We start from the raw sequence: 26,179 nt of genomic DNA, 5'->3' as shown, positions 1-26,179 counted from the left end.
GAGGAAACAAAATGGCATTTAAGAAAAGAACAAGCCTGTCCGGATTGACAGGCAGTAATTGGATGGATTGGGCGCTGCGACGTACAGGAGTGGCAATGCCAAACTGCTTTACCTATGCTACAGCTCGTATCAGCGAGATTTTAGGACGTGAGGAGTATTTGGATAGCCCACGGGTAAACGGCGCACAGGAGCTATGGGATAACTACTCAAACGGGTTTAAGCGGTCTAAATACGCTGTGGAGGGTGCACTCATGATCTGGCAGTCCGGACAGTGGGGGCATGTGGCAGTCTGTGAGGAGCTTATCGACACCGACACGATAGCATGGAGCCAGTCCAACTATGGAGGTGCAGCATTTGAATATATCAAAGGAAATCCGAATGGCTACAAAGGAATGAAATTTTTAGGATATCTGGTACATGAAAAGCTGCCAAAAGCAGAAGTAAGTAAACCATCAACCAGTAAGCCTGCTACTACCGGCATTAAGGCGGGCAATAAGGTCAAAATCAAGTCCAGCGCTAAAAAGTACGCTACTGGCCAGACGATCCCTGCATGGGCTAAAGGCAAGACATACACCGTACAGCAGGTATCCGGCAGTAAGGCGCTGATCAAAGAGCTTGTATCATGGGTTAAAACATCCGATTTACAGGTAACCGGCGCAGCTGCGGTGATTGCAGTCGGCAAAAAGGTCAAAGTTAAAAAGACGGCCAAGACATACGCAACAGGGCAGAGTATTCCGGCGTTTGTAAAAGGTACGACTTACACAGTCAAGCAGATCAGCGGGGATAAGGTACTACTGAAAGAAATCATGAGCTGGGTACGTAAATCTGATCTGGAATAAGAAAATAACCACTCATTCCTTCGGGGATGGGTGGCTTTTTTTTATTGCGAAAAATCGTTAACTATACTATAATATCGTTATACCGCGCCACACACTAAGGATGATACCTAGGCAGTATCTAACTTTGCGGTATTGACCACCTAAGGGTGGTTTTTTATTATTTTATATAGGTGGATGGGGAGAGCCTATATAAACGGAGGGGTATCGCATGAAAAGAGAAGAAATGATACAGTATATCATTGAACGCCTAGAAATGCTGAATGAAAAAGCGTTACTGGCTATCATGGACATTGTAAGACTGTTGACTAAGTAATAAAAAGTACGGGATTTTTAACAAGAAATCCCGTATTTGATGATTTATTTCCTTTTTTAAATTTTTATGTGAGATAATGTGCACGGCAGCATAGATATCTTACTCTCCCCCAAGTCCGTATCATATCTTCCGAGCGCTGCCAGCTCCTGTCTATGCGCAGGAGTTTTTATGGTCTTAAGCTCTCAATAAACCACCTGAATTTTCCGGGACCCATATACTCGTAGTATATAGTTCTGGTCGCTGCTCCAACCTGCACAACAAACATTTCACCACCACCACCGCAGTTTTGGCTATGGGCTTGTGGCTTATGACGTATAATCTTGTCCACCTCATAACGCTCACCATCCCATATCAACGCCAGGGGAGTGATATCGCCCATTTTATCGACGAGCATTTCTACTTCTATATATTTTTTGTACATTCTTTGCATACTATCACCTCAATAAAATCATACCACAAATGTACACAAAAATTACGATTATAGTAATTGACAACTGACGACAAGTGAAGATAGGTGATAATATATAAGGAAGAGTAAGTATGAATATACGCAAATGAATATAAAAAAACTTGAAAAAACACAAAATATAAAATCTCCTCACCTCCACCAAATAAAAGTGCCAAGTTGGATGTCATCGAAAAAAGCCGATAAATAAAGGCTTATTTGATGATTTGTCCAACTTTTTTGATTGGAATCCGCATTTTATACTTCTCTTCCCCGATAGAAAACGAAGCAGGATTTGATACATCCATCTTTCATTGTAGATAAGCGCAGAGTATGCTATGATATTTTTATCAGGATGATAAGAGAAAAGGACGGGATATTTCTGTGCCTTCCTTATCAAAAGGCTAAAAACAGCATGCATTTCACAAGAGATCATGGGGTTATTATCTATTACATATATATAGATAGCAGAAAAAAGGAGGAAAACCATGTTGCAATTACGAGAATTCACAGAAAGTGACCTTGCACTGGCCGAGGCTTGGCTGCATAAGGCTCATGTAAGAAAATGGTATGAAATTCCACAGCTTGGTGTTACGCTCGAAGACTGGATGATGGAATATAAAGAGCGAAACGGAAAATATCAATGGATCACACATCTCATTGTTATGTGGCAAGAAAAACCGATTGGTCTATGTCAGTATTACAAGGCTACAGATAGTGAAGAAGATTTTGGTACACTACCACGCATTGGAACATATGGCATTGATTATCTTATCGGTGAAGAAGACTGTATTGGTAAAGGCCTTGGAAAAGATATGCTGAAATTGCTGGTAAACAGGATATTTTCTTTTCCAGACGCCTACAGAATTACTGCTGACATCGATAGGGAGAATCATGCTTCAGAAAAAACATTGCTATCCTGCGGCTTTACCTTACAGAATCCGGTCAAGAGCCGGTACATATTGTTGAAATCGGAGTTTATTAAGACTAGTTAGCATACCGGCTACCGAAATGGTTTCTTCTCAGACTGTGATATAGCTGCTGCAGCGGTTGTCGAAATACCATGCGATAAGGAGGATGCTTATGAAGCTCACAGATTTTTCTGATACATTTCACGTCCGCAGACTCTGTCCAGAGGATGTGGAAAACATATATGCGCTATGCAAGGCAAATAAAACCTAATACAAATACTTCAAAACAGCGCCAACACATGAAAATATCATGGAGGACTTATCCCGCACTCCACCGGGAAAGACTGCAGACGATAAATACTTCCTCGGCTTTTTTCAAAAGGATCAGACACTAATTGCGATTCTGGATCTGATCTTCGATTATCCGAAACCACAAGTTGCATATATCGGTCTGTTTATGTTGGATGTTTCAGAGCAGGGAAAAGGTACAGGCTCCAATATCATGAAGGGTGTTTTTAAACAGCTTACAAATCAGGGAATCACCAGTGTGCGTCTTGGCTGTATACACGGTAATGCGGAAGCTGCTTCCTTTTGGAAACACAATGGATTTTATACACTTAAAGAACAATTACAGGCTGTTGATGATCAGGTTGATTTAATGGAAAAGGCGCTGTAAAAACAAAATATAAACCCGATAAAATCAATTCTCTAAACATCGGGTTTTCTAATGCGATTCCGGTTATACTTTGAATGAAAGGAGGATGGTGATGGAGCTGATTACAGGAATCAACAGGGTCATGGCTTATACGGAGCAACATTTGAGGGAGGATTTGGATTGCGCTAAGCTTGCCCAGCTTAGCGGGTGCTCCTATGCGGATTTTCAAAGAGTATTCTCATTACTGAATCATATGAGTTATCTGGAATATGTCAAAGCGAGAAGGCTATCGCAGGCTGCTGTGGAAATTATTCATAGCAGGAAACGCATACTGGATATTGCATTGGAATACGGCTATGAAAGCGCAGATGTATTTGCGGCAGCTTTTCGCAGAGCCTTCGGCTGTTCACCGAGCCAGGCCAGAAAACAGAATCTGCAGCTTCCGCTGTTTCTGCCGAGATCCTTTGCTATCACTGTGCACGGAAATACAGAAATGAAATATGAAATAAAAAGGAAAGCCGGTATGCATCTGTCCGGTCATTCCGTGATTTCTACACAAAATGAAAATCGTTCAATAAAATTTTGGTCGGATGTAAAGGCAGATGGCACATTGCAGCGTATGATGCAGGAAGCAGCTACGGCAGTTTCCTACGGCCTGTGCTTCGGATATGATAAGTACGGCAATAACCGCTATATGATTGCGGTGGAAGGTATGCTGTCAGAAGAGTATGAGGCCTTTGCGCTTCCCGCGGCAGATTGGATGATATTTCAGAACACCGGACCAGTAGCTGAGGGCTTGCCTGCATTGTGGAAAACTATTTATGCAGAAGTGCTGCCAGCGAGTGGCTATGACCGAAATGAAAGCATGCCGACCGTGGAGCTGTATGGAGAAGGATCATGTGAGGCAAAGGATTATCACATGGAAATATGGATTCCGATTATTCGGCGGTGATGCTGTACAGGCATACTTATAAATTCATGAACCTGTTATACTTTCATGTTAGTAAAGGATTCACCAAGCTGTAAAAGAAACGCAGCCGGTGGATGTAAAAACATAAGCATACAAAAGGAGTGCTAATGATCGTTGCCGTGCAATGGTTGTGAATACCCCTTTTTTGTGTGTACAGGATAATGCGATGTGCTGGTGCGTTAAGGTAAAAAAAGAAGATTTCACCTTGTCGTTAAACACGAAAGGGATTGATCTTCTAATCTCAATGGATATTTTCCGGCTTACCTTATGCGTCCTTCAACGTATTGAAGGAAGGCAGAACATGGGCTCTTTGTTTTGCCAATACTAAAATGATTGTGGAATTCGCTGAAACACCATTATATGCTGCTGAATTTATAGGCTGTCAGCTTTCACTCAGAGCATTGATATATTTCTGGAATGCTGTCTGATACTGGCTCAGCTTGTCTGTTTTTAAATCCAGATCGGATTTCGCCTTAATTTCATTGCTTTGAACGATTTTATCGGATTCCTTGATGCCCTTATACAGCTTTTCCCATGCAAATTTCACATCATCGTACTTCTTATCCTTTAATCCGTTCACAAAGGTGTTGTATTCCTCAAGCTTTGCAACAGCTTCGTTATACTGCTTTAATGTCAGTTCGATGTCCAGCTCCTCTCCTGTCGCAGAAGTACCGCTGGAAGTGTAATACCCGATATCACATAAACCGACATTCCAGATATTTGTAACATACCAGTCATTGATTTCACGCAGCTTGGCACTCACTTCCTTTGTAGATAATTCTGTTGAGCTTTCATCATTGCTTTTTGGTGCTTCCCCGCTCTTATCATCATTTCCTCCACCGCATCCGGTAAGCATAAGCATTCCTGCAAGTAAGACAAATAACAGCTTTTTCATAGAAAACGCCTCCTTTTGTTTATCATATCATGTTTTATCCGGTTTGGTGCAGGAAATCGTATGGTTTTGTATGTAAATATTACCAGTGAAATAAAAAAATCCGACAGCTTTTTACTGTCAGATACCTAGGCAGGCCGTCATCAGATACTGATTTGTGAGAATGAAGTTAAAAGTCAGGTATTCTGATGACGGTATCGTTATTATAAACGAATTTTGCATAAAATGCAATCATTTATTTATAATGTAGTAACTAAAAAGATTCTAAAATACTGTGTAAATATTACATATGGCATAATATAAGTTTAAATTTAGATGTTATGGTAACACTTATACTATAATGAACATATAAGTGGTGATAGTATGCAAAATGACGTGATGACTGATAAATTTATAGATTATGTGAATGACAGAATTGAGGATCTGGATATGACGAAGTCTTCTCTCGCAAGAAGTGTCGGGCTGGATAAAAACTCTGTAACAAAATATCTGAAAAAGGAACGGACGATGCCTCTGCATGTCGCTTTGAAAATAGCGAATTATCTGAATATGGATATCAGCAGAATCTGCGGTATTCAGACTGAGCAGGTGCTGATGCCGATAGAGCTGAATCTGATGCGGGAGCTGCGCAGTATCCGGGATGAAACATCACAGGTGCGTCTGACGCTTGATTTCATAAGTATTACCAAATCCTTCAACTCCTCTCATCGTTAGCACCGAAAGAACAAGACACCGGTTTGATGGTGTCTTTTCTGCTGTCTTGGCTTTTTTGAAGCAATCAGCTATAATGTTCATAATCAGGAGGTAGCCTATGAGAATCAATGAGAAGCGTTTATGGAATCATATACAGACACTGGGGCAGATTGGAAAAGCAGAAGATGGAAGTGTAACACGGCTTTCGTTCACAAAAGAGGATGAGGCGGCAGCTTTTCAGCTGACGGAATGGATGCGGGAAGCCGGTCTTCACGTAACGATTGATGCCTGTGGTAATATCATAGGTACGCTGAAGGGAGCTGAACCAAACCTGCCTCCTGTTGTTTGCGGCTCCCATTTCGATACGGTAAAGGAAGGCGGAATATTCGATGGCTGTCTGGGAGTGCTGACAGGTATTGAAGTATTGCAGACCATACGGGAAGCAGGAATACAGCCGCAGCGTTCCATCATGGTCATTGGCTTTCGGGATGAAGAAGGAAACCGTTTCGGATATGGCATGATTGGCAGCCGCTCGATTTGCGGGAAAGTGGAAAAAGACGGACTGCTGTCTGTGGATCATAAGGGAATTACACTTGCACAGGCAATGACACAGGCAGGCTATCATCCTGCGTGTTATGCGACCTGCCAGCTGTCATCGCTGGAAGCATTTTATGAGGTACATATTGAGCAGGCTGATGTTCTGGCAGCACAGAATCTCTCCGTGGGAATTGTTGAGGGGATTGCCGGGCTGGTGAGATATACGGTCACAATATATGGCAGAAGTGCACATGCGGGGGCAACACCGATGCATCGTCGTCATGATCCGGTAACCGCCATGTCCCGCTGGATTCTGCACATGACGAAGCTTGCGCAGCAGCAGCCGCATACGGTGGCTACAATCGGGGAAATTCATACCTACCCCGGCGCCTGCAATATCATTTGTGATCGTGTAAGCTTTTCTCTGGATCTGCGCTCTCTGGATGATGCTGTCATACAGCAAATACTGGATGTAATGCAGGAGTTTGAAGAAATGCTCGAACAGGAACAGGGAGTACGGATTGAACGCCGCCTGGAACAGCAGCTGCCGGCGGCGATATGTGATGAAGGCCTGAAGCAGGAGCTGGAGGTCTGCTGTAAAACACTGCAGCTGCCGATTCTGCGACTTGCCAGCGGCGCCGGTCATGACTGTATGAACTTTCAGGGCATTTGTCCCACAGCGATGATCTTTGTACGCTCTCAGCATGAAGGAGCCTCCCACTGTAAAGAGGAATACAGTACACAAAAGGACTGTGCAGACGGGTGTCAGCTTTTGCTGGAGGCATTCCGGAAGTATTTGTAAGCATTCAGGAAACAATTACCTATGCATAGACGTTTACAGTTTTGCTTCCTCTTTGGTATAATGAACACTGTTGTGCTCACCATATAATGTCGGGATATGGCCGACAGTCTCTACATCTCACCGTAAATGAGATACTATGGTGCTTCTTCTTTCATGGATATCATGGAATATGGTGAGGACATGGTTAAGGAGGAAAATATGAGCAAAATCGCAGATTTTTTCAAATTTAGGGAACGCAATACCAGCTATAAAAAAGAGCTTATCGCCGGTATCACCACGTTTATGACAATGGCATATGTTCTGGTTGTACAGCCCGGGGCAATCGTCGGCTATGGGGATGCCGCATTTATCATCGATGCCAACGGCGTCATGATTACGAAGGAGGCGATTGTTGTCACCTGTGCCATTATCAGTGGGCTGATTACGCTGCTGATGGCATTGTATGCAAACCTCCCGTTTGCACTGGCAACCGGTATGGGAAGCAACTTCATGTTCGGGGCACTGATTCAGAGCCAGCAGTTGTCCTTTGGCGGTGCTATGGCAATGACTCTGATTTCAGGTGTTATTTTTCTGTTGCTGACAATCTTCGGTATCCGTGATTTGATTGTTAAGGCGATACCAAAAAACATTAAAATATCGATTGGTACCGCAATCGGCTTCTTTATCGCCTATCTGGGATTCAAAAATACAGGGATTGCAGCCTTTACGGAAAGCGGAATGGGCATGGGGAATTTCACTGATCCTGCTGTTATGCTGGCCGTTCTGGGACTTGTTATCATCGCTATTCTGACAGCGTATAAGGTGAACGGTGCTATTCTGATCGGTATCGTTATCGTTACGCTTCTGGGAATACCGGCAGGGGTTACCACAGTGCCGTCTACCTTTGCCAAGGTTCCTGATTTCACAGGGCTGGGCAATGTCATGTTTAATCTGGATTTTAAATCCGTATTCAGTTTCTCATCCGTCATTCTGATCTTTACGGCGTTCTGCGGAGATTTCTTTTCTACGCTGGGGACAATTCTCGGTGTCAGTGCAAAAGCCGGCATGCTGGATGAAAACGGGGATTTACCGAATATCCAGCAGCCGTTTCTGGTAGATGCCATCGGTACCTGTGTCGGTGCGCTTACCGGTAATACGGTCATCACCACCTTTGTGGAATCCAGTGCTGGTGTGGAAGCAGGCGGACGTACGGGATTTACAAGTGTTGTGGTATCCGTTATCTTTATGATTATGGTATTTCTCTCCCCGCTGGTGCTGATGATTCCCAATGCGGCAACCGGACCGGCTCTGATTTTCGTTGGCTTTTTGATGATCAGCGGCTTTAAGGATATTGATTTCGCAGATTTCACAGAATCCTTCGGGCCGTTTGTCATGATTATGTTCACTGTGTTTACAGGCTCTATCGCCAGCGGTATCTCTGCCGGTATTCTGGCATTCGTACTCATCAAAACAGCAACCGGTAAATTCAGAGAAGTACATCCGATCATGTATGTTATGGCGATACCACTGATTTGTTATTTTATATACGGGTAAAGCAAAAGATGCATGAGAGTGCATCTTTTTGAGAAAGGAAGTGTTGTATATGAAGCTGCAGCCAAAGGATAAAAAACAGCTGCTCAAGGCGGCTCTTGGTGAAATTCCAAGCGATTTGCTGATCAAACATGTTCAGCTGGTCAACGTGATTACCGGAGAAATCTATCCGGCCAATGTATTTGTTTATGATGGTATGATTGCACATGTGGAATATAAGAATCTGGATGCGGATCTGGACAAGGCAGCGACCGTTGTGGATGGACAGGGACACTATCTGATTCCCGGCTTTCTGGATGCGCATGAGCATATCGAAAGCTCCATGATGACGCCGCGTAATTTCGCAAAGGCAGTTCTTCCTCACGGGACAACGACCGTGATTACCGACCCGCATGAAATTGCCAATGTATGGGGCATGGAGGGCGTGCGTTATATGCATGACAGCGGAGAAGATCTCCCATGCGTCAGCTGATCGATATTCCAAGCTGTGTGCCTGCCGTACCCGGTCTGGAGAATGCGGGAGCGGATTTTCTGGCAGAACAGATTGAAGAGCTTTGCGGCTTAAAGCGTGTCATCGGACTTGCGGAGGTTATGGATTTCCTTGCCGTTATCCATGGTGAGGACCGTATGATGGATATTCTGAAGGTTGCGGAGGATCGCGGACTGTATATGCAGGGACATGCACCGTATGTCAGCGGGCGGATGCTGTCTGCCTATCTGTGCGGTGGTCCGAATACCTGTCATGAAACACGGGCATCGGATGAGGGCTTGGAAAAGCTGCGCAGTGCAATGTATGTGGATGCCAGAGACAGCTCCATCACAAAGAATGTAAAGGATATCTGGGAGGGTGTTAAGCAGGTGAAATTCTTCGATCACCTGTGCTTCTGTACGGATGATCGCGAAGCGGATGATATTCTGAACAACGGACATATGAATGATGTAGTCCGCAATGCCATTCGATGCGGTATGGATCCGGTAACAGCTATTAAGAGTGCTACCTATAATACGGCACGTGAAATCAAAATCGAAAACCTGGGAGCGATTGCACCTGGCTTTGTTGCAGATATGCTGCTGGTGGAAAGCCTGGAGGAATTGAAGCCGAGTCATGTATTTTACAATGGTGAGCTGGTAGCGGAAAATGGAAAGCTGCTGGCAGACATTAAGGATGAAAGCTATGCTATTGAGCATCGCAATTCCATGCATGTGAAGAAGTTAAGCGTTGAGGATTTCCGTATCCAGGCTCCTGTGGAAAACGGGACGGTTAAGGTGAATCTGATGGAGTATAAGGATCTGCTGTTGTCCAGCACACTGGTAAGCTGTGAGGAGCTTCCTGTGGAAAACGGTTATCTGAAGCTGAATGATGATGATTTGAAGTTTGTAGCTGTCGTAAACCGTCATGAGGGGCACGATACAGTTGCACTTGGTGTTGTGCGCGGCTTTGGTACGACAACCGGAGCTCTTGCTTCAACGGTTTCTCATGATTCACACAATCTGACGATTGTATACGATACTGCAGAGAACGCGTTGCTTGCCGCAAATGAGCTGATTGCCTGTGGAGGCGGCATGTGTGCGGTAAAGGACGGAGCTGTGCTTCATACCTTGCAGCTTCCGCTGGCAGGACTGATTTCGCTGAAGCCTGCAGAGGAGCTGGCAGTTGACAATGCACTGATGAAGGATGCGAATCGTGCGCTCGGTCTTGTGGATATGGAAAACCCGCTGCTGAGAATCGTAACCCTTGCTTTACCGGTTATCCCGGAGGCGAAAATGTCCGATCTCGGACTGATTGACGTTTTAAAGAAGGAGATTGTACCGCTGTTTGCATAAAAACAAGGCGAGTTAAATGCGCTTAGTTTGTAATAACAACAACAGTGACAGCTGTTCATCACTTAAGGAGCAGGCTATGGGCGCTCTGCTTCTTACTTGGAAGCAGCGAGACCAGAACACTTTGAGAGATTGGGAATCAGGCTTATCAGCTTCGTGCGATGAGTCTGATTCCTTTGTTTATAACTGATAACAGCGGATAAAGCTCTGTTTTATAAAATCTGCTTCCTGTATTAAGACACGGGTATAAAACGGTAGTTAAAAATGGTATTTAATTTCAGTAATGCAGAAATGATTTATGGTACAATGAAGCTGTAATCGTCGTGCGTATGGCATGGGGAGGAGACTGTTATGGAGATAAGCAGAGAGGATCACCGTATATTTATAGAGGAACAGGGACAGCTGCCTGCAGAGTTTACATTCCCCTTTGTGGACAAGCAGGTCGTGGATATCAATCATACATTTGCCGATGTATCCCTGCGCGGACAGGGGATAAGAGGCGCACTGATGAAGGAGGCGGCAGCTGTGATAAGGAAGAAGTGCTGGAAATGTATGGCATTTAGTCCCTATGCACTTGCCTGGATGAAAAAGCATGAGAAGGAACAGGATATTTGGATGAAGGAGGAACCACGATGAAGCTGGCTTGTATATATATCAATGCACTGCATTTTCGTGATACGGTAAGCTTCTACGAGCAGCTGCTTCAGCAAAAAGGGAAGGAAGTTACTGCACAGCGATGGGTGGAGTTTTCCTGCGGGCATACGCTTGCCGTGCTGCATGCGGAATATGATGCGCAATGCGTACAAAAAGAACAGGATGTGGACGAACACTATAATAATGCATATGTCGAAGACTGCATACAGACGGTGAACCAAGGGAATGATATAATGGTTCAGAATTATGTTTGTGAGGATTTGCAGTCAGAATATACGCGTTTGAAAAATCTGCAAATCAGTCCGCTCTCTCCCTTATATTATGTTTCAATCTCGATGCCTTACTGGTATTTCAATATCACAGACCCCGAAGGAAATGTCTTGGAAATAACCGGGCCGTATGCTTCAGGCAAAGAATCGGTATAGTCAATCCCTTCCGGACACATACTAAGAATGGAGTGTGATGAACATGGAACAGAAGAAAAAATCCTGCTGTGACAGCGAAGAGCTGCTGCATGGTGAGGAAGCAAAGAAAACAGCCGGCAACAATCAATGGACGAACAATAACCTGAAGTATTATCCGGATGAAAGAGATCGTCAGGACGGTCCCGGCGGAAATTGAGAAAAAGGAAAGACTGAGCCTTCTATACCTGAAGATTCAGTCTTTTTCTTATCACGTTAGGACATCGTGTAAAGGAAAAAAGAAAAGCAGCTTAACAATCAAAGAAAGCTGCCTGGATTACCTATGGCTGTTACATGGTGAGTAAAGTGCAAATGACTCTGCCAGTGTTAAAGCCCCGGCTGTAGCTTTTTTTATTTTCTTTTTAAAGCAAGCTTATAAAATAGTTTATGTAAGAAATATTATCATTTCTGATATGATATACAGCAGCATGAACATGTCTTGTGGCTGTTATTATCAGACATCGGATAAAATTTGCTGGATGGTGATTTCTTTTAATTTCTTTCGATATTCCAATTCCGCACCATGCAGATAATGCATGATTTTTTCTTCCTTTTCCTTTACCTGCTTTCTGGAATCAAACACCCGATCGACAAGGCTTGTACTCACAGCAAATTGCTCCTGCCCCTCGATGGCATTAAACAGGTCCAGAAAGGTGATGCGGGAGGGGGTTTTCAATAATACAAAGCCGCCGTTTTTACTGGCGATTGAAGAAACGATCTTCGCTTTGACCAGCTGCCGCATGATTTTTTTTAAATAGGAATCTGATACGTTCAGCTTTTTACTGAGTTCGCTGCTTTTTACCGGCCGGCTGCTTGTACTTATCAGCAGCACGATACAGATTGCCTGCTCCAGACTGCCGCGTATTCTCATACTCTCACCTTCTATCATGTATAGTATAGCTGTTTTTTCTTTATCTTTGCAAGCCTTTTCCTTAAATCAAGCCGTCTTTTTCGTGTGAATTTTTCATAACAATTCTAAACTTTCTGTAAAGAGCGTTGACACAAGCATATAATGTACTATAATTCCAGTATTCCGTGGATATGGTATATCTATGGATAGAAAAGAAAGAAGAGGATATAATGAAGGAAGAATGGAAAAATATAGCAGGCAGTACATGGATCAAGGTTGTGCTGGCAGCGATTATTGTGATTCCCATGCTGTATTCAGGTATTTTTCTGGGTTCTATGTGGGATCCTTACGGAAATGCGGATAAAATACCGGTTGCAGTAGTAAATGAAGACAATAAGGTTACCTATAACGGTTCCAGCCTTCATATCGGGGAGGATCTGGTTGCGAATCTGAAAAAGGCAAAGGAAATGGATTTCTGCTTTGTCGATGCCGCAAAAGCCAGCCAAGGCTTAAAGGATGGCTCTTATTATATGATTATAACGATACCTGAAAATTTTTCATCAAATGCAACAACGCTCATGGATAAACATCCGAAAAAAATGGAGCTCAGGTATACAACGAATCCCGGTACCAATTATATCGCCTCGAAAATGGACGAGACAGCGATTGCAAAGATACGGGAACAGATTTCCGCTACTGTGACAAAAACCTATGCCGATACATTATTCTCCAACGTTCAGGTGTTGAGCAGCGGCTTGAAAACAGCGGGTAAGGGCAGTCAGAAAATTCAGAACGGATTATCCGACAGTATTGCAGGGAATCAGACCATCACGGATAATCTGAACACTCTTGCCTCCAGTACACTGACCTTTCAAGACGGAAGTGAAACACTGAAGCAGGGACTGCAGGCTTATACCGATGGAGTGGCACAGCTGCAACAGGGAAGCAGGCAGCTGCGAAGCGGTATCCGCTCGATGAATGGAAAAAGCGTACAGCTTGTTAACGGCGCATCCTCGCTGCACACAGGAAGCGGTGAGCTGCAGCAGGGGGTAGAGGCGTATACAACCGGTGTAGCTGCCCTGCAACAGGGAAGTGAGCAGTTAATGCAAAGCTCTGCAGTTTTAAATCAGGGGGTGAATGCTCTGGCGCAGGGAACCTCCGATTTGCATAAGGGCAGCTCTCGTGTTCTGTCTGGTATGCAGGAGCTATCCACTGCAATAAAATCAAGTATCGACAGTCATGCTGATCTACTTGCTTATTTGCACGAAAAAAATACCGGCAGTGCAGATAGTCTGAAGCAGGTTACACAAGGGGCGGCGGCATTGGAGGCTCAGCTGCAGACAATCATAAACAAGAATACAGATGCGAGTCAGAGATTGAATGCAGCCGCACAGAAATTGAAGGATTTGCATGCTTATGAGGATACTGTGAATCAGCTAACAGAAGCGGCAGCGGATATGAATGATTTAAATCAGCAATATGCTGTGCTCAAGACAGGGCTCTCTAAGCTTTCCAAAGGAAGTGAGGAGATGACAGCTCTTCTCAGCGGAAACGATCAGGCATTGGCGCAGCTGCAGCAGGGTCTTTCCACTGTACAGCGTTCACTGGATGCACAGGGCTCCACTGCAGAAACCATGGGTCTGATACAGGGTATGCAGCAGCTTCAAAGCGGCCTTGCAGATGCTGATAAAGCCTTATCTGGTGAACAGGGACTGGCTTCGGGGATTCATGCTTATACAAAGGGCGTAGATACGATTAGAAACGGTCTTTCCACCTTATCACAGAAATCTACGGCTTTAACAGCCGGTGCAGCTCAATTACAAACAGGTACGACACAGCTGAACTCTGCAATTCCTGCTTTACAGGGCGGAATCACACATCTGCTAACGGGTAGTGATTCTCTATATCAGGGAGCCTCAGCATTAAACAGCAGCAGTCCGACATTATTAAACGGCTCTGCTCAGCTGCAGGGCGGCGCTTCTCAAATCAGCAGTGGTGCTCAGCAGCTTGCGCAGGGCTCCAATACACTGGGAGGCGGACTGTTACAGCTGAAGGACGGTTCCCATACGCTGACAAGCTCGCTGCATAAGGGAGCTGAAGAAAGCTCGGTATCAGCAACACAGAATACAAAGGAAATGCTGGCACAGCCGGTGGTCACAACTCATCAGGAATTGAGCAATGTGGAAAACAATGGTACAGCGATGGCGCCCTATATGATGTCTGTCGGGCTGTATGTTGCCTGCATGGCCTTTACTCTTATGTATCCGCTGTTGAAAAACACAGGTAAAACGACGTCCGGTTTGCGTATGTGGGCTTGCAAGGCTTCTGTTATGTATACGGTCTCCACATTGATGGCAGTCGTTATGATCGGCGTGCTGATGCTGATTAACGGTCTGTCTCCCTATCAGACGCTGCTTACCTTTGTCATGGCGGTACTGGTTTCCGCAGGCTTTATGTCCATGATTGTTTTCTTTAACATCACCTGTGGAAAGATCGGAAGCTTTATTGTTCTGATATTCATGGTATTGCAGCTGGGGGGAGCGGCAGGTACCTATCCGATTGAAACATCCTCTGGATTTTATAATGCGATTCATCCGTTTATGCCATTCAGCTACAGTGTGCATGCATTCCGCAATACGTTGGCAATCGGCGGATCCATTACACCGGATATTCTTGTCTTTGCAGGTATGCTTGTAGTCTTCTCTGTTCTTTCCATTCTGTTTTATCGCTGGAAAACAAGTGTCAGTGAAGATCATTTTGAAAAGACATTGCTGGCGCAGTTTCATTAGTGCTTATGTAAACCAGCATACTTTGAACATATTATAAGCAATCTGAAAAGGACTTATCGAAGCGATGCAAACGTTCTGATTACTTTGCGGCCGATAGGTCTTTTTTCATCTGCTTCCATGCATAGAGAAATGAATTTTTCATCTTCTATATGCTTGTCCTATGCCTGTTATCAGTATTTTCATATTATGCAGTGAGGTGAAAGCCTCAGGTTAGGAGGAACTTATATGAAGTATGCGAATGGTGCGTGCTGTCCATGGATTCCCAGGGAGCGGGAAACTAATGATGAATACTGTTATGATGATGTGGACTTTGTGGAGCAGCAGCTCAAACATCAACGGCAGCAGGCACAGATGCCTGGTATGGCATATGTACCGATGCAGGTATGGAAAAAACCGTATGAAAGAGAGATTGGGTTTCAAAGAGGAACGATTTTTCATGCTCTTGATAAACCCTTTCTCGGTGATGAGGGGGCGTGCTGATGATGAATAGAAAGCAACTGCTGAGAAAGCTTCAAATGCTGGATTTTGCGATTCAGGAAACAGCACTGTTTTTAAACTCACACCCTGATGACAGACAGGCAATGCAGTATTATCAGTCTGCCGTGAAGGAACGCGAGAAGGCTGTAAAGGAGTATGAACATCTTTGCGGACCATTGACAAATCGGCAGAATCACTCGGATAGCTGGGAGTATAGCAAAGGGCCCTGGCCATGGGAAAGGGAGGATTGATGTATGTGGACATATGAAAAGAAGCTGCAGTTTCCGGTGAATATCAGAAAACCGGATCCTGCTTTCGCAAAAATCGTAATTTCGCAGATTGGCGGTCCGGATGGGGAACTGGCTGCCTCTATGCGTTATCTGAATCAGCGCTATGCCATGCCGTATGACAGAGTACGTGCGATGTTAACGGATATCGGAACGGAAGAGCTTGCTCATCTGGAAATGGTATCCGCAATCCTGTATCAGCTGACCAGAAATCTCAGCGTCGAGGAAATAAAAGCAGGTGGATTTGATGCATATTATGTTGACCATACAACCGGCATATGGACACAGGCAGCCAGCGGAGCACCATTTACTGCCGCATATTACCAATCCAAAGGCGATCCGCTTACTGATTTGTTTGAGGACATGGCTGCGGAACAGAAAGCACGGACAACCTATGAAAATCTGATACGGGCTGCCAGTGACCCCGATGTCATTGCCCCCCTGCGTTTTTTAAGAGAACGTGAAATCGTACACTTCCAGAGGTTTGGAGAAGCACTTGCCTATGTTCAGAGTCAGCTGGATACGGAAAACTATTATCAGTGCAACCCTGCCTTTGACTGATACCAGCGGATGGTCTTCCATCCGTTACATACGATAAAGCCTTTACCTGCCCGATTTCTTTAAACATAGGAACACAGCATGATAAAAAAGATATCGTCATATAAACGATATCAAAGCTTTGGTATATTTTCATGCTAACATAAGATATAAGTAAGAACTAATCCAGTATCGCGTTTCCCAATATGGTATCAAATTCACGGATGTTACACTTTTTATCCACATTGATTTTGAAATGTCCGGCTTTTGTCCACAGCTCCAGCTCGGCATCGATATCAAACAATTTCCCTGCATTCTCTGTAGACCACATGTCAATAGAACGATAAGGAATGGAATAAATCTCGATTTTCTTTCCGGTAAGACCCTGTCTGTCAAAAATAATGATTCTTTTGTTCGTCAGTGCTGACATATCTCGATTTGTCTTATAGCACTGCAGAATCTCTTCGCCAGGTACCAGAACAGACAGCATCTCCTGTGCCGGCTCCGCTTTTTCAATGAATGACCATATTCTTCTAAATTCCTCTGCCATAGTTTTTTCCTCCTAGTATTTCTCATTTTGCATGATCCGCTTATGCAATCGCTCTATTTAGCATTGTATGATGACATGCTGTACGACAGAACATCTTTCTGATTGGCATACATGCTTTATCCTAACTGCTACAGGCAATCGATTTCCTGCCTTCTGCTGTACACATGCTCTATGCTGTTTTTCTTTATGATCTCTGCACTTTGATTATAACATGTTTCGTATTCATATTATATATAAAACATGAAATATACAAAATAAATAAATCCTGCAGGATAACTTATCGTAATCAAAATATAGAAATATATGGAAATTATAACAGCGTCCTTATGACGGCGTGCGTATATATGGTCTTTTGATTTCTATTCATTCTGATGAACAGCCTCTGCTTTGCATATCCTTTGCTTATATTTTACAAAGATTTTTGCCCTCCTTCCAAGGAATGTGTACGTATCCAATGCAATATAAAACAGCTGTCAGATACATGGCCATCCGGAATAGCAGATTTATCTATCATAGAACCCGGTTAAAACTGTGCTGAATATATGGTTACATCCACATGGGACCTTTGGCATTCACGCATCATCTGAATTCATATATGCGATTTCATCAACAGCCGTTAAAGCAGCCAAAGACAGGAAAAATCGGATTCTATAAAAGTGGTATGGCTAAATTGAGACAGACATTCTCGTATTCTTAAAATCCCTGTTTACAAATTCCTTTTGTATAGTATAATACAAAGGGCGGGGTGATGATATGCAATATAAAATCGGAAAGATTGCAAAAATCATGGGGGTGACACCGGAGGCGATTCGGCACTATGAACGACTGGGGCTGATTGTACCCTTCAAAGATCCGGAAACGAATTATCGCTATTATACAAGTGAACAGATTGATCAGCTGCTATATATTCAGCGGTTTTCTCATATGGGAATTTCGCTATCCAATATACGTGAAAATATTCTTCGCGGCAATGTACAGACGCATCGTGAAATGGTACAGCAGAAGCGCAATGATTATGTGCAGGAGATACAGCGGCTGCAGCAGAAGCTGATGAACCTGGACCACTATATCAGCATATTGAAAATGACGGCCTATTGTCTGTACAACTGCATTTATATCCAAAGACCGGGTATCTTCTTTATCTCACAGGAGGACTGTTTGAACATCAAGGAGGATGCGCAGGATTCCATCCAATTTAATCTGTTTCAGAAAAATGCGGATTTGTTTTTCCAATGTGCCCTTATCTCAAAGGAAGAAGACGATGACCGTAAAGGGATCAGCGGATTTGGCATTTATGAAGATTGCGCTGCTGAAATTGGAGTGAGTGAGGAATTCGGCTTCTCATATCTACCGGGGTGTGCTGTGGTAATCTATGCGTTTGAGCATAATGACAAGCGTTCAGCTTTAACCCGTGAGCGCATCCGCACCTTTTTTCAAAGAGAACACCTCATTCAGAAAGGTCCTGTCTTCCAGCGGCTTGTATATCGAACCTTTGAAGACCATAAGGATGCGAATCTTGTTGAAATGCTCATGATTCCTTATATTTATCAATAGAAGGAGTCTTTTTTTCTATTATCAGATTCTTACGATTCTGTCGGTTTTCTTGACTTTCTTCTTCCGTGTCGGGGATAATACTAGCATAAGATAGGAAGTGAAACCATATGTCTGGTAAAAATATTAAAAAGCTGCGCATGGAATATGAAATCAGCGTGCAGCGGCTTGCTGCATATATGCGTATAGAGCAGGAGGAGTTACTCGATTGGGAGGCAGGCATCCGTGTTCCGGATGAGGAACAGCTGGAGCGACTTGCCCAGCTTTTTCAGGTTGACAGCAGCGAGCTGATTGATGCGAAGGAGCGATCAGTCATGAAAAAGCAGAGGGAGTCAAAGCCTTCTGATCAAAAGAATAAGAAACAGAAGGCGAAAAAAGGCAAAACCAGAAAAAAGACCAAGCGGAAAACAAAGCATAGAACCGATCATAAAACAAAGAAGCAAACCGTTGTCAAAAAACGAAGGACATGGCCGCTGGCTCTGGTCCTGTTGCTGCTTGTGGCTGGTCTGGCGGCTGGAGGCGGATTCCTTTACTGGAAATACGGAGATGAGCTCTTTTCACAGAAGCAGGAATACCGTATGGAGGATATGGCCGGTACCTTTACGGACGAAAATGCTCATAACGGTGCTGCATCTGCAATTGTACTCAGGAGCGATGGTTCCTTTGTTTTCACACAAAACAGCTGTGAGGGAATGCAGGATGTGAGTGGAACGTGGAGCATTTCGGATCACAGCATCAAAGCAACCAGTACACAGGGGACCTATACCTTTGCAATTCGAAGCAGCAATCAGCTGAAGTATGAGGGACAAACGATTAACTGTGGTCCGTATAATAAGGACATCTTTACCCGTGGCGGTGCCAACGTGCAGACTCCGCAACAGGAAGAAAAGCCGCAGAAGCAGGAGGACATCGCTGGAACGTATAGTGGAAATCACAGTACACTTGTTATATCCGATGTAACAGATACCACCTTTTCCTATACTCTGACGAGTCTGAATCCGGAGAATGCGCAGCAGGTTGCCACTATTTCCGGCACTGCGCAGCGAAACGGTGATACAGCATCATTCAGCTTTTCGGATGACGGATACGGAACACAGGGAAATGGAAGCTTTACCTTTCAGGATGCACAGGTGGTATTTTCCATACAGAAAACACAGACAGATCCACAGGCTGTGTGGGGAATCTTCGAGGAGGGGACGCTGTTTCGCTAGACAATTTCATGACTTTGTCCGAATTGCAAAAAGGGGCTGTTTACAGAAGGGTCTGTATGCTTTACAATACAGGTAGAGATAACCATGAAAAATAAATGCAGAAAGGAATCGCGATTTACGGATGTCTGCATCGTATGAAGTCACAGGCTGGCTGAATAAACGTACAATTCCTATACAGCACAGCTGTATAGGAGTTTTTTTCAATGGAGGCGGTACTATGGAAGCTTATCAGAGAACAGTGGAAGAAGCATTACAGGAACAGCACAGCAGCATGCATGGATTGAGTGAAGCACAGGCACAGGAACGAAGCAGCGTATTTGGTCTGAATAAATTACAGGAAAAAAAGCATCCCTTTTGAAACGGCTGGTCAGGCAGCTTTCCGATCCGATGATCATCGTACTGCTTGGGGCTGCGCTCATTTCCGGAATCACCTCCGCATATGCACATGAATCCTATGCGGATACCTTTATCATCCTGTTTGTCGTCATGGTAAATGCGATGCTCGGCTTGTATCAGGAGGGAAAAGCGGAGGCGGCGATAGAAGCTTTAAAGCACATGAATGCGCCTGCCTGCAAGGTCGTGCGAAATGGTGAGATACGGGTTACTGCAAGTGAAGACCTTGTTCCCGGGGATGTAATCGTACTGGAGGCTGGAGATGCTGTACCGGCAGATGGCAGGATTCTGGAATGTGCCAACCTGAAGGTGGAGGAGTCTGCCCTGAGTGGTGAATCCCTTCCGGTGGAAAAGCAAACAGAGGCTTTGCAGGAAGACAATCCACCGCTGGGTGATCGCAGAAATATGGTCTATATGGGAAGCAGTGTGGTATATGGCAGAGGACGTGCAGTGATCACTGCAACCGGTATGCATACAGAAATGGGAAAGATTGCAGATGCGATTCTGGTAAGCAGAGAGGAAGCAACACCTCTGCAGCAGAAGCTGAACCGGCTTTCCAAACTGCTGAGTCTTCTGGTTTTGGCAATCTGTGCTTTTATGTTTCTGTTTGAGCTGTTACGTAATGGTGATTTGCGTGCGGAATCTTTATTGGATACCTTCATGCTGGCTGTTTCCCTTGCTGTTGCGGCTATTCCGGAGGGCCTTGCCGCGGTAGTAACGGTGCAGCTTGCAATCGGTGTGACGCGCATGGCAAAGCGCAATGCAGTCATACGACAGCTGACCGCTGTGGAAACACTGGGCTGTACACAGGTGATCTGTTCGGATAAAACCGGTACCCTGACACAGAACCGTATGCAGGTGGTGGAGCATTTCGGTGATGATGAGCGTCTGCTTGCACTGGCAATGAGCCTGTGCAATGATACGCAGGTACATGCGGATGGAACCATGCAGGGAGAGCCTACAGAGGTTGCGCTGAGCGCATATGGGGAAACGCTGTTTCATATCAATGAGGAAATGCAGAAGTATCCGCGTATTCATGAATTTCCGTTTGATTCCCAGCGCAAGATGATGACCACGATGCACAGGCAGTCTGACGGTGTTGTTCTGCAATTCACCAAAGGAGCGACGGATGTTGTTTTACAGCGCTGTACGGGCATTTGGCGCAATCAGAAAATAGAACCGATGCGGGAAGAGGATCGCGAAGAGCTGAACCGGATGAATAAACGCATGGCAGATCGTGCTTTGCGTGTACTATGTGCTGCCTGCAAATGGAATGAGCATATCGAAACAGATATGGAAACAGCAGAGTCCAATCTGGTATTTCTCGGTCTGTGCGGCATGATGGATCCGGTACGTGAGGAGGTAAAGCCGGCGATCGCCCAGTGCCGTAAGGCTGGCATCCGTCCGGTCATGATTACCGGTGATCACATTGATACTGCGGTGGCAATTGCGAAATCGCTTACTATCATAACGGATACCTCACAGGCGATGAGTGGCAGTACACTGGATACGCTGTCACAGGAGGAGCTGACTGCCCGCATTGATCAGACATTTGTATATGCCCGTGTAAAGCCGGAGCATAAGGTACGTATTGTGGATGCATGGAAATCCAGGGGATATGTTGTTGCGATGAGCGGAGATGGTGTTAACGATGCTCCCGCCATCAAGCGTGCAAATATCGGTGTCGGTATGGGAATCACAGGAACTGATGTTACAAAGAATGTGGCAGATATGGTGCTTGCGGATGATAATTTTGCGACGATCGTGTCGGCAGTTCAGGAAGGGCGTAGGATTTATGATAATATCCGTAAGGCCATTCAGTTTCTGCTATCCAGCAATATTAGTGAGGTGCTTTCCATATTCCTTGCCACGATGATGGGATTTACAATATTAAAGCCTGTGCATATTCTATGGGTCAATCTGCTGACGGATACCTTTCCTGCTCTCGCGCTGGGCATGGAGGAGGGGGATGAGGATCTGATGCGGCGGCCTCCGCGTCCTAGCAGTGAAGGGCTGTTTGCCAACGGCCTGCACATGCAAATCATATTTCAGGGCTGTGCTATTACACTGATTACCCTTTTTTCCTATATTGTCGGTCATTTTATGGAAGCCGGTGTCTGGGAAATCACACAGAGTGCAGACGGTATGACCATGGCATTTCTGACCATGTCGATGACAGAAATGTTTCACGCATTCAATATGCGTTCCCTGAAGCAGTCCGTTGTGCATATGAAAAAACAGAACCTGTATCTCATCGGTTCTGTCGTGTGTGCACTTTTCCTGACGATTGCGGTCATCTATATTCCTGTTTTATCCGAGCTGTTTGCGTTTGAACATATTTCCGTTGCGGAATTTGCTGTTGCGCTGCTCATGTCTGTCTCCATCATTCCAATCGTGGAAATTGAAAAATGGATACACAGAGCTTTACAGCGAAAGCACGGATAAGCCGGAATTCAAGAAAAGCGTCCTGTGCAAAAGGTGTTTATCAATCATTCAGCAGCTTTGTAGCTCAGTATTACATGCATAAGCATTGAGGTAAAGCGTTACAGCCTGATGAGGAATGGGAATTCATAGGGATTCCTTCAGCTATCGCATAAATTTTACATGATTTGATAAAGGCATAGAAAAGAAGGTATTCGCATTAGAACAGTGGATGGAAACAGTTCCACTGCATATTGCGGATACCTTTTATCAATTCCAGTGATTGTTTACGCGATTTGTTTCCATTCCTCCTCCAATATGGACATCAGGATATCATCGGCATATACACCGTTATCCCAAATGGCATCCCGCAGAATGCCCTCCACGCGGAACCCTGCTTTCTCATAGGCTTTTTTGGCCCGTATATTGAATGAGAACACATCCAGTGAAAGTCTGTGCAGCTTTCGCTCGCAAAAGGCGAAATCTCTTGTTGTTTGAATCGCCCAGCTGCCGATTCCCTTTCCGCAGTTTTTGCTTTTAAAAATACAGATTCTGAAATTTGCAGAACGTGCCTGCTCATCAATTTCATTGATTACGCTCTCACCGATCAGGCTGCCCTGCGGATCAAATATCAGAAAATCATATCGTGTGGAATCGTTGAGACAATTCACAAAATATGCATCCACTTCCTCTTTGCTGTAGTGCATTTTACTGCCGGTCATACGTGCAACCTCGCTGTCACATTCTGTGAATCCGGCTAAATAATATGCGTCTTTATCCTCAATCCGCGATGAGCGCATGGTATACCCCTTAAATTCCCAAATCGATGCTGTCTGCATTTCCATGCCTCCTCATCTTGATTCCTGCTTCCTTCTGCATGGCGGTAATGATTGCCATTTTATAAATCTCTTCTGTTGTTGCGCTGCGTGAAAGATCATTCATCGGCAGCCGTACACCCTGCAGAATCGGACCAAGTGCTTCAAATCCACCCAGATTGGCGACCAGCTTATATCCGATGTTGCCTGCATTCAAGTCCGGAAAGATCAAAACATTGGCATTACCTCCGACTGTGGAATCCATCGCCTTCAGCTCAGCTACCCGTCTGGACAATGCACAATCCACCTGCAGCTCGCCATCCACATCATAATCCAGCGGCATGCGCTGTAATCGCTGTGCGGCTTCACGTACAGTATCAACATCTGTTCCGCTCCCGCTTCCATGTGTGGAATAGGAAAGCAGGGCTACCTTTGGCTCCAGCTGAAAGGTCTTTGCACTCTCCGCTGCCTGCAATGCGATTTCCACCAGCTCATCCGTGTTGGGATTTCGGTTTAAAGAGCAATCTGCGAAAATATAATGCTCATCCCTTCTGCTCATAAGAAAACAGCTGGAGACGATGGTATGCGGCATGCGTGTTTTAATCAGCTGCATAATCGGACGTAGGGTATCGGCAGTAGAATTGGCAGAACCACCGAGCAGTCCGTCGGCATATCCCAGCTCAACATACATCGTACAGAAATACGTATCCTTTTTCAGCCATTCCCGGCATGTTTGTTCATCTGTTTTTCCCTTACGCAGCTCCAGCATGCGGCGAATCATGTCCTCACGCTGTGTAAACCGCTTTGGATCTACAATCTGAATTCCGGTGAGAGAAAGACCATATGCCTCTGCCTGCTCATATAGCTGCCGGGTATCTCCATACAACAGCGGAGTGAGAATCTGTTCGTTATAAAGCCGTATCGCTGCCTCCATCATTCGTCTGTCTCTGCCCTCTGTAAACAATATTCGAACGGAGCTGTCCTTTACACATAGCGGGATATTCATAAATAACACTCCTCTCTTTTTATTATAACATCTCTTCTGTCTTTCGTCGAAAAGATCACGGTATAAACCACAGGAAAATGTCCAGACTAAATAGCAAGGAGGATGTATATGAAAGTCATAAATTATATCGTTTTGATTATCAGTATTATCGGCTGTGTCAACTGGGGTCTGATTGGACTCTTTGATTTCAACCTGGTAGATATGCTGTTTGGTACCGGATCGATTCTTTCCAGAGCTGTTTATATTCTGGTAGGTATCTGTGGTATTTATCAGCTTTCCTTCTTCTCCAGTCTGAACAACGAGAGATAGGAAAGAATACGGCTTTCTGCAGTCTGCAGAAGGCTTTTTCTTTTTGCGCTGTGATTCATTGATAAAGCTGCAAATAGATGCTGTGCTATGAGCAGTGTAATGCTTCTGATTTATGAGAATTTGGCTGGTGCCTGCGGCCCTTTTGTCTTTTCTCTTATGGAAATACAGCGTTTACAGGATGGCAGGATTTGATGCCGTATGCTATACTTAATACAGAAATATATGGTTTCAGGAAGGAGTGTTGTCCTGTGAGAAAAGGCATCCTTGGACAGAAGATTGCATAGACCCATGTGAATTCCAATCAGATAAGCAATGCATAATTCGCATGGGAGGACATGAATATGAAAGAAAATAAATATGACGACGATGTATTTTTCAATAAATATAAGGAAATGAACCGTTCTGTTCAGGGACTGGAGGGAGCCGGTGAATGGTCACAGCTGAAACAACTGCTTCCGGATTTTGAAGGAAAACGCGTTCTTGATCTTGGATGCGGCTATGGCTGGCACTGTATATATGCTGCACAGCAGAAAGCTGCATCCGTGCATGGTGTGGATATTTCAAAAAAAATGCTGGCAGTTGCAGAAGAAAAAAGCAGAGATTACGCTATCACCTATCAATGCAGCGCAATGGAGGATCTGCAATTCCCCAAGGCATCCTTTGATGTGGTTATCAGCTCTCTGGCATTTCATTATGTAAAGGATTTTAAACAGCTTGCAGCCGCTATTTCCACATGGCTGACACCGAAAGGAAGCTTTGTCTTCTCGGTTGAGCATCCGGTTTTCACAGCCTATGGTACGCAGGACTGGTATTATGCTGAGAATGGGGAAATCCTGCATTTTCCTGTGGATAATTATTATTACGAAGGAAAGCGGGAGGCGAACTTTCTGGGGGAAAGAGTGGTTAAATACCATCGTACGCTAACCACCTATCTCGATACACTGCTGTGCAATGGCTTTGAGCTTCAGCACATCATAGAGCCGCAGCCTCCGGAGCATATGCTGGATATTGAAGGCATGCGGGATGAAATGCGCAGACCGATGATGCTGCTCATAGCTGCGATCAAGCGTTAATCGTAATATGGAGACAATTATTTTATAAAAGAAAAAGCCGATATACACAGCTGAATTCTTCCCTAATAAGGGAAGCTGCTAAACCTGAGAAAATCGAGTAAAGAAATAAGGGAAAACCTGAAAAAATGAGGAAAGTAATAAAGCTTCAGCATCATGTTATTTTCAGGGCGTTTGCAAAAAGAGAATTCAAACTTATCTATGAAAGATAATAGCGCTGAATTCTCCTTTTTTGATTTTCCCCATGAGTAAGAACCGCATTGGAATTTACTTCTTCTATTTTATTTGTGTATTGCATGTCGTAATACGAGTTAGATACAACAGCGTCATACCGTGCTTTATTACATTGTGCTGCATCTTAATAATTGTATTACAGAAAGCACGCAAATA

26 protein-coding genes, 1 pseudogene and 1 riboswitch are annotated in these 26,179 nt (G+C 44.5%); of the genes and pseudogenes, 21 read left to right on the top strand and 6 right to left on the bottom strand.

Features of this window, described 5'->3' with window-relative positions; translation table 11 throughout:
• The first annotated feature begins 11 nt into the window (after window positions 1–11).
• On the top strand, window positions 12–839 hold the full coding sequence (locus tag ACG3M1_RS19810; RefSeq protein ID WP_257322957.1) for a CHAP domain-containing protein: 828 nt from the start codon (window positions 12–14) through the stop codon (window positions 837–839).
• 479 nt (window positions 840–1,318) lie between these two features.
• Here the strand turns inward: ACG3M1_RS19810 and ACG3M1_RS19805 are convergent, their stop codons facing one another.
• Window positions 1,319–1,582 (bottom strand): hypothetical protein, encoded by a 264-nt coding sequence (locus ACG3M1_RS19805; RefSeq protein ID WP_395814499.1) that lies wholly within the window; start codon window positions 1,580–1,582, stop codon window positions 1,319–1,321.
• A gap of 503 nt (window positions 1,583–2,085) precedes the next feature.
• Here ACG3M1_RS19805 and ACG3M1_RS19800 point away from each other — a divergent pair.
• The 3 genes from ACG3M1_RS19800 (at window position 2,086) to ACG3M1_RS19790 (ending at window position 4,115) form a co-directional block, all read left to right on the top strand.
• Complete coding sequence (locus tag ACG3M1_RS19800; RefSeq protein WP_002605966.1) at window positions 2,086–2,592, top strand: GNAT family N-acetyltransferase; 507 nt, start codon at window positions 2,086–2,088, stop codon at window positions 2,590–2,592.
• 226 nt (window positions 2,593–2,818) lie between these two features.
• Entirely contained in the window at window positions 2,819–3,184 is a 366-nt protein-coding gene (locus ACG3M1_RS19795; protein WP_395814496.1) for a GNAT family N-acetyltransferase, read from the top strand.
• A 91-nt stretch (window positions 3,185–3,275) separates the two neighbouring features.
• Window positions 3,276–4,115: an AraC family transcriptional regulator gene (locus ACG3M1_RS19790; RefSeq protein ID WP_257335202.1), complete on the top strand. Its 840-nt coding sequence runs from the start codon at window positions 3,276–3,278 to the stop codon at window positions 4,113–4,115.
• A 400-nt stretch (window positions 4,116–4,515) separates the two neighbouring features.
• Here the strand turns inward: ACG3M1_RS19790 and ACG3M1_RS19785 are convergent, their stop codons facing one another.
• Window positions 4,516–5,028, bottom strand: coding sequence for a hypothetical protein (locus ACG3M1_RS19785; RefSeq protein WP_002605963.1), 513 nt, complete (start codon window positions 5,026–5,028; stop codon window positions 4,516–4,518).
• 360 nt (window positions 5,029–5,388) lie between these two features.
• Here ACG3M1_RS19785 and ACG3M1_RS19780 point away from each other — a divergent pair, with 360 nt between their 5' ends.
• From ACG3M1_RS19780 to ACG3M1_RS19745, 8 genes are all read left to right on the top strand, one after another.
• Entirely contained in the window at window positions 5,389–5,739 is a 351-nt protein-coding gene (locus ACG3M1_RS19780; RefSeq protein ID WP_008728285.1) for a helix-turn-helix domain-containing protein, read from the top strand.
• Between the two features lie 97 nt (window positions 5,740–5,836).
• Window positions 5,837–7,057 (top strand): Zn-dependent hydrolase, encoded by a 1,221-nt coding sequence (locus ACG3M1_RS19775; RefSeq protein ID WP_002605961.1) that lies wholly within the window; start codon window positions 5,837–5,839, stop codon window positions 7,055–7,057.
• Between the two features lie 59 nt (window positions 7,058–7,116).
• Window positions 7,117–7,214, top strand: a riboswitch (purine riboswitch).
• Between the two features lie 41 nt (window positions 7,215–7,255).
• On the top strand, window positions 7,256–8,590 hold the full coding sequence (locus ACG3M1_RS19770) for an NCS2 family permease (RefSeq protein WP_008816610.1): 1,335 nt from the start codon (window positions 7,256–7,258) through the stop codon (window positions 8,588–8,590).
• A gap of 49 nt (window positions 8,591–8,639) precedes the next feature.
• The gene (locus ACG3M1_RS19765; protein WP_395814493.1) at window positions 8,640–9,059 is read left to right on the top strand and encodes an amidohydrolase family protein; all 420 of its coding nucleotides are present in this window, start codon (window positions 8,640–8,642) and stop codon (window positions 9,057–9,059) included.
• Window positions 9,047–10,411: an adenine deaminase C-terminal domain-containing protein gene (locus tag ACG3M1_RS19760; RefSeq protein ID WP_395814489.1), complete on the top strand. Its 1,365-nt coding sequence runs from the start codon at window positions 9,047–9,049 to the stop codon at window positions 10,409–10,411. The genes ACG3M1_RS19765 and ACG3M1_RS19760 overlap by 13 nt, the downstream gene beginning before the upstream one ends.
• Before the next feature lie 348 nt (window positions 10,412–10,759).
• On the top strand, window positions 10,760–11,044 hold the full coding sequence (locus ACG3M1_RS19755; RefSeq protein WP_002605958.1) for a GNAT family N-acetyltransferase: 285 nt from the start codon (window positions 10,760–10,762) through the stop codon (window positions 11,042–11,044).
• Window positions 11,041–11,487 carry a hypothetical protein gene (locus ACG3M1_RS19750; protein WP_002605957.1) on the top strand — a complete coding sequence of 149 codons (447 nt, stop codon included), beginning with the start codon at window positions 11,041–11,043 and terminating at the stop codon, window positions 11,485–11,487. Before ACG3M1_RS19755 ends, ACG3M1_RS19750 begins: the two co-directional genes overlap by 4 nt.
• A 43-nt stretch (window positions 11,488–11,530) precedes the next feature.
• A complete protein-coding gene (locus ACG3M1_RS19745; RefSeq protein ID WP_002605956.1) occupies window positions 11,531–11,683 on the top strand; it encodes a hypothetical protein in 153 nt (50 codons plus the stop codon).
• A 294-nt stretch (window positions 11,684–11,977) separates the two neighbouring features.
• On the opposite strand, the gene ACG3M1_RS19740 is transcribed toward ACG3M1_RS19745, so the two are convergent.
• The gene (locus ACG3M1_RS19740) at window positions 11,978–12,394 is read right to left on the bottom strand and encodes an RrF2 family transcriptional regulator (RefSeq protein WP_002605955.1); all 417 of its coding nucleotides are present in this window, start codon (window positions 12,392–12,394) and stop codon (window positions 11,978–11,980) included.
• Between the two features lie 209 nt (window positions 12,395–12,603).
• Here ACG3M1_RS19740 and ACG3M1_RS19735 point away from each other — a divergent pair, with 209 nt between their 5' ends.
• The 4 genes from ACG3M1_RS19735 to ACG3M1_RS19720 all read left to right on the top strand — a co-directional run bounded on the left by ACG3M1_RS19735 (window position 12,604) and on the right by ACG3M1_RS19720 (window position 16,487).
• Window positions 12,604–15,162 (top strand): YhgE/Pip family protein, encoded by a 2,559-nt coding sequence (locus ACG3M1_RS19735; RefSeq protein WP_395814486.1) that lies wholly within the window; start codon window positions 12,604–12,606, stop codon window positions 15,160–15,162.
• A 225-nt stretch (window positions 15,163–15,387) separates the two neighbouring features.
• Complete coding sequence (locus tag ACG3M1_RS19730; protein WP_257335198.1) at window positions 15,388–15,642, top strand: spore coat associated protein CotJA; 255 nt, start codon at window positions 15,388–15,390, stop codon at window positions 15,640–15,642.
• Window positions 15,642–15,890: a spore coat protein CotJB gene (locus tag ACG3M1_RS19725; protein WP_118002228.1), complete on the top strand. Its 249-nt coding sequence runs from the start codon at window positions 15,642–15,644 to the stop codon at window positions 15,888–15,890. Before ACG3M1_RS19730 ends, ACG3M1_RS19725 begins: the two co-directional genes overlap by 1 nt.
• Before the next feature lie 3 nt (window positions 15,891–15,893).
• Entirely contained in the window at window positions 15,894–16,487 is a 594-nt protein-coding gene (locus ACG3M1_RS19720) for a manganese catalase family protein (protein WP_395814483.1), read from the top strand.
• 157 nt (window positions 16,488–16,644) lie between these two features.
• Here ACG3M1_RS19720 and ACG3M1_RS19715 read toward each other — a convergent pair whose 3' ends face one another.
• A complete protein-coding gene (locus ACG3M1_RS19715) occupies window positions 16,645–17,013 on the bottom strand; it encodes a PH domain-containing protein (protein WP_002605898.1) in 369 nt (122 codons plus the stop codon).
• Between the two features lie 753 nt (window positions 17,014–17,766).
• Between ACG3M1_RS19715 and ACG3M1_RS19710 the strand changes: the two genes are divergently transcribed.
• From ACG3M1_RS19710 to ACG3M1_RS19700, 3 genes and pseudogenes are all read left to right on the top strand, one after another.
• A complete protein-coding gene (locus ACG3M1_RS19710; RefSeq protein ID WP_109769755.1) occupies window positions 17,767–18,567 on the top strand; it encodes a MerR family transcriptional regulator in 801 nt (266 codons plus the stop codon).
• A gap of 107 nt (window positions 18,568–18,674) precedes the next feature.
• Window positions 18,675–19,775, top strand: coding sequence for a helix-turn-helix domain-containing protein (locus ACG3M1_RS19705; RefSeq protein WP_002605896.1), 1,101 nt, complete (start codon window positions 18,675–18,677; stop codon window positions 19,773–19,775).
• A gap of 217 nt (window positions 19,776–19,992) precedes the next feature.
• Window positions 19,993–22,613 (top strand): annotated as a pseudogene (locus ACG3M1_RS19700) (cation-translocating P-type ATPase).
• A gap of 263 nt (window positions 22,614–22,876) precedes the next feature.
• Here the strand turns inward: ACG3M1_RS19700 and ACG3M1_RS19695 are convergent.
• Entirely contained in the window at window positions 22,877–23,428 is a 552-nt protein-coding gene (locus tag ACG3M1_RS19695; protein WP_002605894.1) for a GNAT family N-acetyltransferase, read from the bottom strand.
• Window positions 23,400–24,410, bottom strand: a complete 1,011-nt coding sequence (gene pta, locus ACG3M1_RS19690; RefSeq protein WP_002605893.1) for a phosphate acetyltransferase — start codon at window positions 24,408–24,410, stop codon at window positions 23,400–23,402. The genes ACG3M1_RS19695 and pta overlap by 29 nt, the downstream gene beginning before the upstream one ends.
• Before the next feature lie 108 nt (window positions 24,411–24,518).
• On the opposite strand from pta, the gene ACG3M1_RS19685 reads away from it, so the two are divergent.
• Together ACG3M1_RS19685 and ACG3M1_RS19680 are read left to right on the top strand one after the other, a co-directional pair.
• The gene (locus ACG3M1_RS19685) at window positions 24,519–24,719 is read left to right on the top strand and encodes a DUF378 domain-containing protein (protein ID WP_002605892.1); all 201 of its coding nucleotides are present in this window, start codon (window positions 24,519–24,521) and stop codon (window positions 24,717–24,719) included.
• A gap of 341 nt (window positions 24,720–25,060) precedes the next feature.
• Window positions 25,061–25,792, top strand: coding sequence for a class I SAM-dependent methyltransferase (locus ACG3M1_RS19680; RefSeq protein WP_002605891.1), 732 nt, complete (start codon window positions 25,061–25,063; stop codon window positions 25,790–25,792).
• Window positions 25,793–26,179 lie beyond the last annotated feature (387 nt).

The sequence above is a fragment of the Clostridium sp. 10cd* genome, assembly GCF_044336395.1.
GTDB lineage: Bacteria > Bacillota_I > Bacilli_A > Erysipelotrichales > Erysipelotrichaceae > Clostridium_AQ > Clostridium_AQ innocuum.
The sequence above is the reverse complement of the archived record's forward strand: the minus strand, read 5'-3'. Positions and strand labels throughout refer to the sequence as shown.